This is a genomic window from Paenibacillus sp. YAF4_2, from assembly GCF_052113225.1.
Classification (GTDB): Bacteria; Bacillota; Bacilli; order Paenibacillales; family Paenibacillaceae; genus Pristimantibacillus.
On record NZ_JBFRCT010000005.1, the window covers coordinates 205369 to 220616 of the forward strand.

At 48.8% G+C, this 15248-nt stretch carries 15 protein-coding genes; all 15 read left to right on the top strand.

Annotated features, from left to right (window positions below; genetic code table 11):
- Position 1 precedes the first annotated feature (1 nt).
- Positions 2 to 1177 (top strand): DegT/DnrJ/EryC1/StrS family aminotransferase, encoded by a 1176-nt coding sequence (locus AB4Y93_RS14010; RefSeq protein ID WP_441892891.1) that lies wholly within the window; start codon positions 2 to 4, stop codon positions 1175 to 1177.
- The gene (gene galU, locus AB4Y93_RS14015; RefSeq protein ID WP_441892893.1) at positions 1164 to 2060 is read left to right on the top strand and encodes a UTP--glucose-1-phosphate uridylyltransferase GalU; all 897 of its coding nucleotides are present in this window, start codon (positions 1164 to 1166) and stop codon (positions 2058 to 2060) included. The genes AB4Y93_RS14010 and galU overlap by 14 nt, the downstream gene beginning before the upstream one ends.
- A gap of 1 nt (position 2061) precedes the next feature.
- Entirely contained in the window at positions 2062 to 3405 is a 1344-nt protein-coding gene (gene tuaD, locus AB4Y93_RS14020; RefSeq protein ID WP_441892895.1) for a UDP-glucose 6-dehydrogenase TuaD, read from the top strand.
- A gap of 156 nt (positions 3406 to 3561) precedes the next feature.
- Positions 3562 to 4515, top strand: a complete 954-nt coding sequence (locus tag AB4Y93_RS14025; protein WP_441892897.1) for a hypothetical protein — start codon at positions 3562 to 3564, stop codon at positions 4513 to 4515.
- Between the two features lie 123 nt (positions 4516 to 4638).
- Entirely contained in the window at positions 4639 to 5115 is a 477-nt protein-coding gene (locus tag AB4Y93_RS14030; RefSeq protein ID WP_441892899.1) for a GNAT family N-acetyltransferase, read from the top strand.
- A 539-nt stretch (positions 5116 to 5654) separates the two neighbouring features.
- Complete coding sequence (locus tag AB4Y93_RS14035; protein WP_441892901.1) at positions 5655 to 7043, top strand: extracellular solute-binding protein; 1389 nt, start codon at positions 5655 to 5657, stop codon at positions 7041 to 7043.
- A gap of 6 nt (positions 7044 to 7049) precedes the next feature.
- On the top strand, positions 7050 to 8426 hold the full coding sequence (locus AB4Y93_RS14040; RefSeq protein WP_441892903.1) for a carbohydrate ABC transporter permease: 1377 nt from the start codon (positions 7050 to 7052) through the stop codon (positions 8424 to 8426).
- Between the two features lies 1 nt (position 8427).
- Positions 8428 to 9273: a sugar ABC transporter permease gene (locus tag AB4Y93_RS14045; protein WP_441892905.1), complete on the top strand. Its 846-nt coding sequence runs from the start codon at positions 8428 to 8430 to the stop codon at positions 9271 to 9273.
- 15 nt (positions 9274 to 9288) lie between these two features.
- Complete coding sequence (locus AB4Y93_RS14050; protein ID WP_441892907.1) at positions 9289 to 10437, top strand: glycoside hydrolase family 53 protein; 1149 nt, start codon at positions 9289 to 9291, stop codon at positions 10435 to 10437.
- Between the two features lie 2 nt (positions 10438 to 10439).
- The gene (locus AB4Y93_RS14055; RefSeq protein ID WP_441892909.1) at positions 10440 to 12077 is read left to right on the top strand and encodes a glycoside hydrolase family 53 protein; all 1638 of its coding nucleotides are present in this window, start codon (positions 10440 to 10442) and stop codon (positions 12075 to 12077) included.
- Between the two features lie 165 nt (positions 12078 to 12242).
- The gene (locus tag AB4Y93_RS14060; RefSeq protein ID WP_441892911.1) at positions 12243 to 13103 is read left to right on the top strand and encodes an AraC family transcriptional regulator; all 861 of its coding nucleotides are present in this window, start codon (positions 12243 to 12245) and stop codon (positions 13101 to 13103) included.
- 128 nt (positions 13104 to 13231) lie between these two features.
- Positions 13232 to 13714 carry a DUF2975 domain-containing protein gene (locus AB4Y93_RS14065; protein ID WP_441892913.1) on the top strand — a complete coding sequence of 161 codons (483 nt, stop codon included), beginning with the start codon at positions 13232 to 13234 and terminating at the stop codon, positions 13712 to 13714.
- Between the two features lie 10 nt (positions 13715 to 13724).
- Positions 13725 to 13946, top strand: coding sequence for a helix-turn-helix domain-containing protein (locus AB4Y93_RS14070; protein ID WP_441892915.1), 222 nt, complete (start codon positions 13725 to 13727; stop codon positions 13944 to 13946).
- A 151-nt stretch (positions 13947 to 14097) separates the two neighbouring features.
- On the top strand, positions 14098 to 14613 hold the full coding sequence (locus AB4Y93_RS14075) for a DinB family protein (RefSeq protein WP_441892917.1): 516 nt from the start codon (positions 14098 to 14100) through the stop codon (positions 14611 to 14613).
- Positions 14614 to 14690: 77 nt separating this feature from the next.
- Positions 14691 to 15197 (top strand): DinB family protein, encoded by a 507-nt coding sequence (locus AB4Y93_RS14080; RefSeq protein WP_441892919.1) that lies wholly within the window; start codon positions 14691 to 14693, stop codon positions 15195 to 15197.
- Positions 15198 to 15248 lie beyond the last annotated feature (51 nt).

Sequence of the window (15248 nt, forward strand, 5' to 3'; positions counted from 1 at the left end):
CGTGAACAGTCGAATCTATTTATCCCCGCCGCATTTGGGAACGCGGGAGCGCGAGTATGTGGAGGATGCCTTCCGCACGAACTGGATCGCGCCGCTTGGACCAAATGTCGACGAATTCGAGCGCGAGCTTGCCGAGCGGGTTGGGGCGAAAGGGGCAGTAGCACTGTCCTCTGGCACAGCCGCAATTCATATGGCGCTTAAGCTGCTTGGCGTTGGACGCGGCGACCGCGTCTTCGTCTCCTCGCTTACTTTTATAGCAAGCGTTAACCCGGTACTGTACGAGGGAGGTATCCCCGTATTTATCGATTGCGATCCACAAACCTGGACAATGTCGCCGCAAGCACTGGAGCGGGCTTTCGAAGAAGCACATCGCAACAAGCAATTGCCTAGAGCTGTCATTGTCGTCCATCTGTATGGGCAGAACGCTGACATGGATGCGATTAACGAAATATGCGCCAAGTACCGTGTTCCGGTTATTGAAGACGCAGCGGAATCCCTTGGTACGACCTACAAGCAGAAATCCAGCGGAACCCACGGCAAGTTCGGGATCTACTCCTTTAATGGCAATAAAATCATCACGACATCAGGCGGCGGCATGCTCGTCTCTGATGATACAGCAGCGCTTGCTAAGGCACGTTTCTGGGCAACGCAGTCCCGTGAACAGGCACCTCATTATGAGCATGCGGAGCTGGGCTATAACTATCGGCTCAGCAACGTGCTTGCGGGCATTGGCCGCGGACAGCTGCAGGTGCTCGATGATCGGGTGAATGCACGTCGTGCCGTATTTGATCGTTACAAAGAAGCATTCGCTGAACTCGAAGGCGTAACCATGATGCCTGAAGCCGAATACGGCCGGGCAACACGCTGGCTGACTACAATGACGATAGATCCAATCCTTACAGGCTGCACACCATCCGATCTTCTGGATCGACTTACCGATGAAAATATCGAAGCACGCCCGGTGTGGAAGCCGATGCACCGCCAGCCGCTTCTGCAATATTACCCTTATTATCCGCATGAGCAGGGCAGCAGCGTGTCGGACACGCTGTTCGAGCAAGGCATCTGCCTGCCCTCCGGCTCCAGTCTCACTTTGGAAGAGCAAGATCGCGTTATTTCCTGCATCAAGCAAACTATTCAAGCTAATTCGAGGAGGATGTTGTCTCATGAAAGTGCGTAAAGCGATAATTCCAGCTGCGGGTCTTGGCACCCGTTTCTTGCCTGCAACGAAAGCTCAACCGAAGGAAATGCTGCCGATCGTGGACAAGCCGACGATCCAATACATTATCGAAGAAGCGATTGCTTCCGGCATCGAGGACATTCTGATCATCAGCGGCCGCGGCAAGCGGGCGATTGAAGACCATTTTGACAAAACGTTCGAGCTTGAAGATATGTTGGCGAAGAAAGGCAAGACAAAGGAGCTTGAGCAGATCCGCGGCATCTCCGAGATGGCGAACATTCATTACATCCGTCAAAAAGAACCTAAAGGCCTCGGCCACGCGATCTGGTGCGCACGCAGCTTTGTTGGCAACGAGCCGTTTGCCGTTCTGCTTGGTGACGATATTGTCCAATCCGAGGACCCTTGTCTCAGCCAGCTCATTCGTGTCCATGACCGTTATCAGTCCTCCGTTGTTGGCGTGCAGCGCGTAGCTGATGAAGATGTATCGAAATACGGCATCATCGCTCCTCGCGGTTCGTCGATCGAGCCGTCCGTCTTCTTCCTTGATGGTCTAGTTGAGAAGCCTTCGAAAAAAGCTGCTCCTTCCAACTATGCTATCATGGGCCGTTACATCCTAACGCCGGAGATCTTCGATATTCTCGAGCATCAATCTCCAGGTGCGGGCGACGAAATTCAACTGACTGATGCGATTAAAAAGCTGAATGATCAGCGCAACGTACTTGCTTATAACTTTGAAGGCGTCCGTTATGACGTAGGCGATAAGTTTGGCTTTATCAAGGCACAACTAGACTTTGCGCTGCAGCGCGATGATCTGCAGAAGGATGTGCTGGGCTACCTGCAGCAGGTGTACGAGAAACATTTTATTACAAAGGCGGCGAACTAATATGCGGAAAATAACAGTTATCGGTACCGGCTATGTGGGTCTCGTCTCGGGGACTTGTTTTGCAGAAGTGGGTAACCGGGTCATCTGCTGTGACGTTGATCAGCGTAAAATCGACCTGCTGAACGAGGGTATCATTCCGATCTATGAGCCAGGTCTCGAAGAGATGTCACTTCGCAACAAGGCGGAGGGCCGCCTGCTGTTTACGACCGAAGTTGGTGAAGCCATTGAAGCTTCAGATATCGTCTACATTGCAGTGGGTACACCGATGTCGGAGACCGGCGAAGCGGACATGCGTTATGTGATGTCAGCGGCGAAGAAAATCGGCGAGCATCTGAATGGCCACAAAATCATCGTGAACAAAAGCACCGTACCCGTTGGTACTGGCGAGCTGGTACGCGAGGTTGTCCAGGCGAATAAGAAATATCCTTGGACAAGCTTTGATGTGGTGTCCAATCCGGAGTTTCTCCGTGAAGGGACGGCGCTCTCGGATTGCATGAACATGGACCGTGCCATTATCGGCTCGGATAATGCAGAGGCGGCGGAACAAATCGCACAGCTGCATGCACCTTTTAACACGCGGATCTTCAAGACCGATCTGGAAAGCGCGGAGATGATCAAGTACGCGGCAAACACGTTCCTCGCGACGAAAATTTCGTTCATTAATGCGATTGCGAACATTTGTGAGAAGGTTGGCGCCGACGTCGAAGACGTAGCCAAAGGGATGGGCATGGACAGCCGAATCGGCGAAAAATTCCTGCAGGCCGGTATCGGCTACGGCGGCTCTTGCTTCCCGAAAGATACGTACGCGTTAGCGCATATTGCGGATAAGTCGGGTTATGATTTTGAGCTGCTCAAGTCCGTTATTAAGACGAACCAGCGCCAGCGTTTTATCGTACTGGACAAGCTTCGTGAGACACTTGGCGGACTAGCTGGCAAGCAAATTGCCGTACTGGGGCTGGCGTTCAAGCCTAACACAGACGACATGCGCGAAGCGCCGTCTCTGACGATTATTCCAGAGCTTCTGAAGCAGGGTGCGGTTGTGCGGACATTTGATCCGATTGCGACAGAAGTTGCACGCAAGCTGCTGCCTGCAGATGTGGCGTATATGGAGTCGGCGGAACTAGCTGCGGCAGGCTGTGATGCTTGTGTCATTTTGACAGAGTGGGATGAGGTTCTGTCCATGGATCTTGCGAAGGTTCGCGACCGGATGAAGCAGCCGATCGTCATTGACGGAAGGAACAGCTTTGATCCGAAGATAATGGAGCAGCACGGATTTGTGTACTACTCGGTAGGTCGCCGTCCGGTGAACCGCCTTGAAGCAGAGCGCAAATCTGTGAATTTGTAAGGCGAGCCTTAGGTGAACCTCTAACGAACTGCTAATCCTGATCTCGAAAGGGGGTGAGCGCTTGAATGACGGTCCGCTTCGGCCGGGCGGATGGAGTGCAGGTTTACCTTATAAACGAAAATACAGGAAATGCAGAGAATGCAGGAGGAGGAAGGTATGAAAAAGAAATTCCGGGCAATGATTACGCTGGCTGCTACGGCATTGCTTGTGCCGGCGCTGATCGTGAACGCGTCGAGCGCAGCAGCGGCATCCAAAGCGCCAACAGCTGCCGTTAAAACGAGCTTTTTCTCGCAATCGTCGTTCCAGCCGCTTGCCAATACGTTCATTCAGAAGGTGATCCAGAATTTTGCGCAAGAGGTGCAAAAGGTAGTGGACAAAGCCCAGAATGGCAAAGGCAACAACGGTAACAGTGGCAACACTGGCAATAGCGGCAACAACGGCAATGGCAATGGCAACAGTGGCAACAACGGTAACAACGGTAATGGCAATGGCAACAGTGGCAACAACGGTAATGGCAATGGCAACAGCGGCAACAACGGTAATGGTAATGGCAACAGTGGCAACAACGGTAATGGCAATGGTAACAGCGGCAACAACGGTAACGGCAATGGCAACAACGGTAATGGCAATGGCAACAGCGGCAACAACGGTAATGGCAATGGCAACAATGGCAACAACGGTAACGGCAATGGCAACAACGGTAACAACGGTAACAACGGTAACAACGGTAATGGCAATGGCAACAGCGGCAACAACGGTAATGGCAATGGCAACAATGGTAACGGCAACAACGAAAAGAAAATTCAGCAGGTGTACAATGACACTTCTGCGAAGCTGTTCCAGCTGCGCAACCAGTGCCAGGCCGGCCTGACGGATATCGCGGTACAATTCACTACGTTAACGTCTACTCATGAGAAGACAGAATTGTACAAAACAGGTACGGCTGCATTCAACAGCTGCACAGGTCAGTACAAAACGATCATGAATGATGCTGGCGGGCAAATTACCGCTCTTGGCGGCGAGCCTTCAATCCTTGAACCAATGCAAAAACGGTACACAGAAGAAATCATCTCTGGCCGTGCACAGCTTAATGCAATCGTAGGTAAATAATATTTACCGTACTTAAGAGAACCGCGTAATGGGGCAGCCTATTGCGCGGTTTTTTCTATGCTCTTTTTCGATTGGCGGCAGGAAGGCTATAATGGTTACGGAAACGAAACGGAGGTTATCGTAATGATCATCAGAGAACTGCAGGCGAAGGATAACGCCGCAATTGAACAAATCATCAGAGAATGCCTGATTGAATTCGGAGGCAACCGGGAGGGGCTGGCTTGGGCAGACGAGAGTCTAAGTCACCTATCCGATTACTATAATCAGGAAGGCCGGGCTTATTGGGTTATTGAGCAGGAGGGGCAGGTCGTTGGCGGCTGCGGGATTGCGGAATTTAACGGATCTAATGAAGTATGTGAGCTGCAGAAAATGTACCTCATGGGCCATACCCGCGGAACAGGGATTGCCGCAAAGCTTCTGGACACGGCATTAACATTTGCCAGGCTGCATTATAAGCAGTGCTACATAGAAACGCTGCAAAATATGCATGCTGCTAACCGCTTCTACGCCAAACATGGCTTCGAACTACTCGCTGCTCCACTTGCCGGCTCAGAGCATTTTGCCTGTGATGCCTGGTATATCATTAATCTGACTAAATAACAAAATACCGACCATATACGTACCATTTCACCGCTCTCTGCTTTCTATAAGACCCTCGCAGGGTCTTATCACGCCATACCCCACCAAAAACACACCATTACATCGCTCTCTGCTACCTATAAGACCCTCACAGGGTCTTATTCTCAAAAAACTATCCGCATTCTCTATGGATAAGACCCTCACAGGGTCTTATCACGCCATACCCCACCAAAAACGCACCATTACATCGCTCTCTGCTTTCTATAAGACCCTCACAGGGTCTTATTCTCAAAAAACTATCCGCATTCTCTATGGATAAGACCCTCGCAGGGTCTTATCACGCCATACCCCACCAAAAACGCACTATTTCATCGCTCTCTGCTACCTATAAGACCCTCACAGGGTCTTATTTTCATTGCTGCACACGGTCGCTTATTAACCCTTCCGGTATAAGATTCTTATACGATCAACCATTCGTATTCAATATATCAAAAGATATGGAAACGCTTTATAATCGGTCTTGCGCAAACAAAATATTCCATAAAAAGGGGTAAATGCATATGAACAAATACGGATTTCTAGGGGTGTCTTTTACCGTTGCAGCGATGCTGGTCGTATCTGGCTGCGGCAATGACTCGAACAATACAACAAATACAACATCGACGAATACACCAGCAGCTTCTAACAATACGGCATCGGCAAATGTGGAAGCAACATCTGCGGCGGAGGAGGGCGGACTCCAGTGGGATGACGCTGCTAAGGACTATGTGATGGAGCCGGAGATTGCTTCCGGAGAGCAGCCGCTGAAAATTTGGGTTGAATATGAGGATTACGGCAAAGCGCTGATCGAAGCGTTCAAGGTGAAATATCCAAATGTAAAAGTGGAGTATGAAGTCGTAGCTAAGGTGGATAGCGTGGAACGGATGTCGCTCGACGGCGAAGCGGGCAAAGGAGCTGACGTCTTCACGGCCAACTACGACAAGCTGGAACAAGCGATAGATAACGCAACAGCAGCTCCGCTTGGGAAAATCGAGGAGACGCTGAAGGAGAAAATGCCGGACACGTTTATCGATGTGGCGAGCAAGGACGGCCAAATGTACGGCGTGCCAATCTCGACAGAGTCGATTGCACTCTTTTATAACAAGACACTGCTGAAAGAGCTGACGGGCAGCGACAAGCCGGCAACGACTTGGGACGAAGTAATGGAGCTTGCTAAGACGTACAACGACAGCAACGCTAACCAATGGACGATCCGCTTCCTGGCGGGGCAGCTCTACTATGCTTACCCGGTATTGTCTTCGCTTGGCTGGCATTTGTACGAAGACAATAACCTCGACGAGCCGCATTTCGACTCGGAGGCGCTTACGAAAGGTCTGGATTACTACAAGTCCCTCCGCAGTATCTGGGATGTCAATTCCGCTGACGCAACATGGGATTCGATTGAAAATGAATTCGTTAAAGGCAAGACACCTTATGTCATTACTGGACCTTGGGTATTCAAGGACTTTGATAAAGCGGCAACGGACAACAAATTCGATTATGGCGTAACAACGCTGCCTAAAGTCGCTTCGGGCGATAAAGCAGCTTCCCTGACAGGGATTTCAGTAGCGCTCGTATCCGGGTATTCGAAGTATCCGGCTGCTGCAAGAGTATTCGCTAACTTCATGGCTTCCGACGAAGGTGCTGCCGCATTGTACAAATCGATCGGCGCGATCCCAGCTTTGAAGGCTGATCATATTCAGAATGTCGAAGGCATCAATGGCAATGAGCATATCGCAGGCATCATCGCCCAATCGGAGAATGCCGATCTGACGCCGCAAATTCCAGAGTATATGTACACGTCCGGTAACGATCTGATCGTTAATGTATGGGATAATCTTCTGCCGGTAGCTGATGCACAGCAAAAAGCTGAAAAAGCTTATACCGACCTGAAAGCATTAGGGAAATAACCTGGTATGAACGACTCCCATAACAAACAGACGACGCCGGCTTGGGCAGCCGGTTTACTATCCGCTATCGTGTGGGGGGCCGGTCAATGGCTGAACCGTCAATATTTGAAAGGCCTCCTCTTCTTTCTTATTGGTGCAGGCAGCATAACAACTGAGCTTATAACCGGCCATTACAGCAGCATCTCATCAGGCTTTCGTCTTCGGGACAACGGCGGCTTCTTTCTAAAAGGCCTCTGGGGTCTTATCACATTAGGTACACAGCCGAGAAAAATGGGGATGACTGGGCTGACGCCTGGTGATCACTCCATCGTCTTAATGGCGAACGGGATCATTGCCTTATTCGTCCTTCTCATTCTGCTCTTCTTCTATGTTTGGAACATTCGAGATGCCGTGACTGCAAGACGCCGGATGAACGAATCCGGCACTCTGCAAAGCTCACTGCAGGCGATCAAGCAGCTGTGGGAATCGATGTATGCCTACATCGTGCTGTCTCCAGCGGCGCTGCTGACCTTGTTTATATGTGTATTGCCGATTGTATTCGGCGTGCTGATTGCTTTTACCGATTACAGCCGTAACAATACACCACCTACTAAGCTTGTTCATTGGGTTGGTTTCGACAACTTTGTAACGGTAACGCAAGTCTTCTCCTGGATGCACACGTTTCTGAGTGTCCTGCTCTGGACGTTCATATGGGCGATTCTGGCGACTATCACCACCTATTTCTTTGGCTTCTTCCAGGCGGTGCTGCTGAATAACTCGGCCGTGAAGTTCAAGAAGCTGTGGAGGAGCATCTATATTCTGCCTTGGGCGGTTCCGGCGATGATCTCGGCGCTGGTGTTCAAATCAATGTTCAATGGACAGTTTGGACCAATCAGCCAGTTCCTGCTCGATATAGGTCTAACGTCAGAGAGAATCTACTGGTTCACCGATCCGAATCATACGTACCTCGCACGAATCTTAGCGCTGTTAATTAACTTGTGGCTTGGCTTCCCGTACTTTATGGCGCTTATCGGAGGCACATTAACAACCGTTTCAGAGAGCTATTATGAGGCTGCTCGAATGGATGGCGCGACTTCTAACCAGACGTTCTGGAAGATCACGTTCCCGATTGTATACAGGGCAACGGCGCCGCTCTTAATGCTTTCTTTCGTCAGCAACTTCAACAACTTTGGAGTCATCTACTTCCTGACCGAAGGTGGTCCTGCCAATCCGGATTATAACTTCGCAGGCAACACTGACCTGTTAATTACCTGGTTGTATAAGCTAACGCTCGATAACAGGCTCTACAATATGGGGGCGGTCATGTCTATTATCGTCTTCCTGATCGTAGCGAGCTTCTCGCTCATCAATCTGCGGAAATCGAAATCGTTGGAGGAGCTGTAAGATGACATCGAAACGCACAAACCTCGCGGCGATCTTGAAAATGACACTGATCTACATCGAGCTCATCGTGGTAGCGATTATCGTTATTTATCCGCTGATCTGGATTGTTGGCTCCTCCTTCGGCAGCTCGAAGGGGCTAGCTAATGCTTCACCGATACCTGCTCACACAACTTTGAACAACTATATTGATCTCTTCCGGAACACGGATTTTCCGCTCTGGTATATGAACACGCTCAAAGTAGCGGCAGCCAATATGGTGTTTGGGGTTCTGCTCTCTACCTTAGGCGCTTACGCTTTCTCACGATTCAAGTTTAAAGGGAAGAAAGCGAGTCTGCTCACGATACTTATCCTGCAAATGTTTCCAGCCTTCTTGACAGCAATCGCTGTCTACATGCTATTCCTGAACTTTGGTCTGCTCGACAGCCTGACGGGGCTTGCAATTGTAGGCGTCGCGGCACAGCTGCCCTATAACATTTGGCTGCTCAAAGGATATATCGATAACATCTCAACGAGCTTTGACGAGGCCGCCTTGATCGACGGGGCATCACGCACGCAAATTTTTATCCGCATTATTATGCCGCTTGCATCGCCGATGCTGACTTTTGTAGCCGTATTGCAATTTGCTGCACCATGGATGGACTTTATTTTGCCGCGGCTGCTTATCTCCAGTGAAGAGAAGAAGACTGTTGCGATTGGCCTTTATTCCATGATCAGCGATCAGACGAAAAATGAATTCACCCTATTTGCGGCAGGCTCAGTCCTCGTCGCTATACCGATTGCCATTTTGTATATCATATTGCAGAAATATTTGATCAATGGCCTGACAGCTGGCGGAGACAAAGGATAGGAAGGACAGATACAGATGAAACCAACTTTTATTAAAGGCGCAGACGTTTCCATGCTGAAAGAGGTGGAAGAGCTGGGAGGAGCTTTCTTCCTCGATGGCAAGAAGAAAGACTTGTTTGAGATTATGCAGATCAAGGGGCTGAACGTCGTTCGTCTTCGCTTGTGGGTAAATCCTTATGACGAAGAAGGCTGTCCTTATATGGGCGGTACCAACGATCTGGAGACAACCATTGAGCTTGCGAAAAGAGCCAAGGAGCACGGTCTGCAATTTATGCTGAATATCCATTACAGCGATTTCTGGGCGGATCCGAAGAAGCAATCCAAGCCCAAGAGCTGGCAGGAGCTATCCTTCGCGCAGCTTGAAGAGAAAGTATACAGCTATACAAGAGAAGTGCTGGAAGTATGCCGGGCATGCGACGTGCTGCCGGAGCTGGTTCAGATCGGCAATGAGACGACCAACGGTATGCTCTGGCCGGATGGCCGAACACCACAGTATTTGTTCGAGCAGAAGAAATTCGAAGAGATGGAAGCAGGCGAGTGGAAGGCTTCCTTCGATCGGCTAGTAAGTCTATTAAATGCAGGAATCCGGGCAACAAGAGAAACCGGAGCAATGAAAATTATTTTGCATCTCGATGCCGGCGGCTCGAATGTGCTGTACCGCACCTGGTTTGATGAAATGGCTGCACGCGGCGTCGATTACGACATTATTGGCCTGTCTTATTACCCGATCTGGCACGGAAGTTTGGAGGAGCTGCGCTTCAATCTGGAAGATGTCAGCGCCCGCTATGACAAGGAAGTACTCGTCATCGAAACGGCTTATGGTCATACGGCGGATAGTCCAACCGGCGCGGATATTTTTACCGACGCATTGTCCAAGATTGCTGGCTATCCGGCAACAGTGGAAGGACAAGCGCAGTTCCTGTATGACTTGATGCGGACAGTCGATCAGGTGCCAGATGGCAAAGGGCTTGGCATTGTGTACTGGGAGCCGGCATGGCTGCCGGTAGAAGGCACAACCTGGGCAAGTCCTGAGGGAATGAAGTACGGCAATGATGTCGCTCCAATGGGGAATCACTGGGCCAATCAAGCATGGTTTGACTTCCAAGGAAAGGCTCTCGATTCAATAGATGTGTTTCACCAATTTGAATCCAAGAAGGAGAGTTAATCGTGAGAAAATGGTTGAAAGCAAGTGCATTACTCGTAGTTGCCGCTACGCTTCTGATGCCTAACATCGGCACTAAGAAGGTTGAGGCAGCTGGCACGTTCATCATGGGTGGGGACGTATCGATGCTAAGCGAGGTGGAACAGAAAGGCGGCAAGTTCTATGAGGGCGGCGTGCAGAAGGATGCCTTGCAAATTCTAAGCGCTCATGGAATGAACTATGTCCGGCTTCGGATCTGGGTAGATCCGTATGACAGTAATGGTAATCCATATGGCGGCGGTACCAATGATCTGGCCACGACGATTGCACTTGCGAAGCGGGCCAAAGCAAAGGGTATGGGTATTCTGTTAGACTTCCAGCTCAGTGATTTCTGGGCGGATCCAGGCACGCAGACGAAGCCAAAGGCTTGGCAAAGTCTGACGTACGCGCAGCTGAAGACAACTGTTCACGACTATACGAAGAGCGTTATTACGGCAATGAAAGCACAAGGTGTTATGCCGGGTATGGTTCAGATGGGCAACGAGGAAAGCTCCGGTATTCTATGGGATGACGGAAAAGTCGGCGGCACCATTACTGATTTTACGAAACTAGGAGAGCTGCTTACTTCCGGAATTAACGGCGTTAATGATGCACTTGCAACAGGTGAGGATATCGAAATTATTCTGCATTTGGATATGGGCGGCGACAACAGCCTGTATACGTGGTGGTTCGATAACATTATCGCGAAAGGTGTTAATTTTGATATTATCGGCTTGTCCTACTATCCGTTCTGGCATGGCACAATGGGGCAGCTGGCCTACAACCTGAACAATATCAGCAAGAAATACAATAAAGACGTTATGATCGTCGAAACCGCATACGGCTGGACACTGAATGACGGTGACGGACTTGGCGACTCCTTCTATACGACGGAAGAAAGCGTTGGCGGCTATCCGGCGACACCAGCTGGGCAAGTGGCTTATATGCGCGATCTGAAAGAGATTGTTAAGGATGTGCCTAATGGTCATGGCAGAGGGATCTTCTGGTGGGAACCAACCTGGCTGCCGGTAAGTGGCGCAAACTGGGGTTCTGCTGCAGGTGCGGCCTATAACAATGACACGGGCTTATTGGCTAACCCTTGGGATAACCAAACGTTGTTTGATTTCAGTGGTAATGCCTTGTCTTCCTTGTCCGTGTTCAATGAAGCTACACCAACGAACCTGCTTACAAACGGAAGCTTTGAGGCGAACGGTTATACCAGCACGCCTTCAGGCTGGAGTGTTTGGGCCAATACAACGGCTAATCTAAGCTCTATCAAGACGGAACAGCCGGGTGTAGTTGGCGATTATAAGCTGACCTTGTGGAATTCGGCAGCGTATAAAGCTTCAACGTATCAGGTGAAGACAGGTCTTACGAATGGTACTTATTCCTTAACAGCTTGGGTATTAAATAGCGGCGGGCAAAATTCAGCTTACATTTATGCCAAGAACTATGGAGGCACCGAGAAGCAGACGGCTCTGCCGGTCAACACAGCCTCATGGGTGAAGGTCAGAATCGACAACATCCAGGTGACCAATGGCCAAGCTGAGATTGGTATCTATTCGGATGCTAATGCGAACAACTGGATTAACATAGATAACGTGAAGTTTTTCAAATCGTACTAATTCATACTTCAGAAGAGCATTCTGTTTCCTTGTTCTTAAGGCAGGCAGAATGCTTTTTTCCTTGATTCAGCAAACTTTCAGTTTACAGGTACAGGAAATGATGGTTTTAATGCCGAAAAATACTTGGATTTGCTAGAATATAACTGCAGCTAGGTGGGATCACAGTTGAACTGGGACGATGAGAACATTCGATGCGTATTCAATTCCTTGGAGCGGTCGCTCCCTCTCTTTATTGAGACTATTGGATATAGTGCCTGGGAGCTCATGTTTGCCAGACCCGATGGTTATCCGTATTACCACTGGCTCTATACGATTAGTGGGGAGGGCAGCTTTGAAATGGAGGGGAAACTCTTTGCGCTGACAGCTGGGAAAGGTGTTCTGCTCACTCCCTTTACGCCCCATAAGTATCATCCTCTGTCGGATTCGGACCGCTGGTCTACGATCTACATTACATTCGGAGGTACCGCTGCATCCGCCATATTGGATGCGCTTAACATGAATATGTCAGCCATCTATACGGAGGAGGCCGATCAGGTATCGTTCGCGGATGTAGTTGGCGAAATGCTTCATAAGGCCGACCGGGATGCTGAATTCTCGGGCCTCGAATTCTCCACAGAGCTGTACCATTTTCTAATGCTGCTAAGAAAATTCGGAATGCGTAATGACCAGCCCTCGCTGTCGCAATACTATGATAAGCTGCGTCCGGTTGTACAATGGATGGAGAGCAATTGCTCGGCAAACGTTGGCCTGCCGGAAATCGTGAAGCAGGCTCAAATCAGCGTTTCTTATTTGAATGAGCTGTTCCGGGATGCCTTCGGCATGAGCCCGTATTCCTTCCTCATTCAGCTGCGGCTTCGGAAGGCGAAGAAGATCATGGTCACGAATCCTGGTATGGCCCTTAAGGAAGTGTCCTTGCTCGCCGGCTTTAACGACGTCAGTCATTTTGTCGCTACCTTCCGGAAGAAGGAAGGGATTACCCCTGCTAAATACCGCGAGCTGCATTTATCTGCGCAGGTGGAAGAATAGTACTATAAGGCTGCCGAGGGATCGGCAGCTTTTTTGTATGCGCATATTTCAAAACAATCTAAATATATTGTAATACGATAAATTTTGTGGTAAGTTCAATTTGAAAATAATGAAGTGAGGTGCATGTTGTGAAACGAGGGACAACACTCTTTTTAAAGGTCGCTGTTATTCTCATTGGAATCCCCATTCTGGCTTTGTGTATATTTGCGGTACCGGAGATTGCCAATTATACAGCCGAATTATACCCAGATGATACTTATCTCAAATACTTTGTGTTTATCGATTTGTATGCCGCGGCGATACCTTTTTATATTGCTTTGTACCAAGCGTTTAAACTGCTCGGCTATATTGATAAGGATCAAGCTTTCTCTGAATTATCTGTGCAAGTCTTAAAGAATATAAAATACTGTGCAATAATAATCAGTGGCATATATGTGCTAGGCTTGCCGCTCTTCTATCTTTTTGCTGAGAGAGACGATGCCCCAGGTGTCATAGTCATTGGATTGGTCATAATTTTTGCCTCCATGGTGATCGCCGTGTTTGCTGCCGTTCTCCAGAAGCTCTTGAAAGAGGCTATTGATATAAAATCAGAAAACGACTTAACGATCTGAGGTGATTAACTTGGCCATAATAATTAATATTGATGTCATGCTGGCTAAAAGGAAAATGAGTGTTACAGAGCTTTCGGACAGGGTCGGAATCACGATGGCTAATCTCTCCATTCTAAAAAATGCAAAGGCCAAAGCGATTCGACTATCTACTTTAGAAGCGATTTGCAAGGCTTTGGATTGTCAGCCTGGCGATATTTTGGAATACAGAAGTGAGGAAGACTCACAAGGGTAATGCTGGTAATACTATAGGAACAACGACAAAGGCTGCCGGCATAATTGGTGGCTTTTTTTTGTGTTAAACTTTCTTCCCTGACATACAGTTGTCAGGGTGACCATCGTAAGATGAATGTATAAGTTAACTACAGAAACCGGAGGTAATTGAAATGATGGATTTGAATACGCATTGCCTGAGATTTTACGACTTTCACGTATGGGGGAATAAACGAATCTTTAATCGCTTAAAGGAGCTTCCGCGTCACCTATACAAACAGGAAATTCAAAGCGTGTTTCCATCGGTGGCGAAGGTTATGGTGCATATATACAAGGTTGATTGTGGTTGGCTGGATATCTTAATGGGTAAAAGTATGAGGGAGGCTATGGAAGCATCGGTTCCAATCGAGGCAGATGCAGAAGCTAAAAGTCTTGAAGAACTGGAGGCTATGTACGATGAATTGTCCATTAGATTCAGAGCCTATATTAGCCAGCATGAGGATCTTGAGAAAGAGGTAGTTCTGGATAATCCTTACGCTGGAATATTGAACACCAGATATTCAGAATTCGTTATACAAGTTGTGAATCATGGTACGTACCACCGAGGCAATATATCGGCTATGCTTCACCAAATGGGACACTCCTCTGTGATGACGGAATATGGGCTTTTTATGTACCATGAGGAATAGATAACTTACAAATTTTTCAAACAAACCATGCTATAATGGGTTTTATGTTCCATTACTCTACATAAAGGGAGTTGTTAATGATGTTTAAGCATATTGAGGATTTTGTAGCAGCTTGGCAGCATGAAACGGCAGCAACTGAACGAACGCTGGAGATGCTCACAGACGAGTCTCTGAGCCAACAGATTACAAGCGAGAATCGTACGCTTGGACGTCTTGCCTGGCATCTTGTACAGACGGTACACGAAATGCCAACGCGCACGGGATTGTCTTTCGAAGGACCAAGGGAAGATGAGCCGGTACCAGCATCTGCAGTAGACATTGTGGCAGCCTATAAGCGGACTTCGCAAGGACTCCTTGATGCTGTACAGTCCAGTTGGAAGGATGAGAATCTGCACCACTTGAGCGAGATGTACGGTGAACAATGGCCAAACGGTTTGACGCTTGATATCCTCGTCAAGCATGAGATTCATCATCGTGGTCAAATGACAGTCCTGATGCGTCAGGCCGGTCTTCGTACCCCGGAACTTTTCGGCCCAACGAAAGAACAGTGGGCAGAGTTCGGAATGCCGGCTCCGGTTATTTAGAGTAAAATGGATATCCCGCTTTGGCCGTTTGGTTGAAGCGGGATTTTTTAA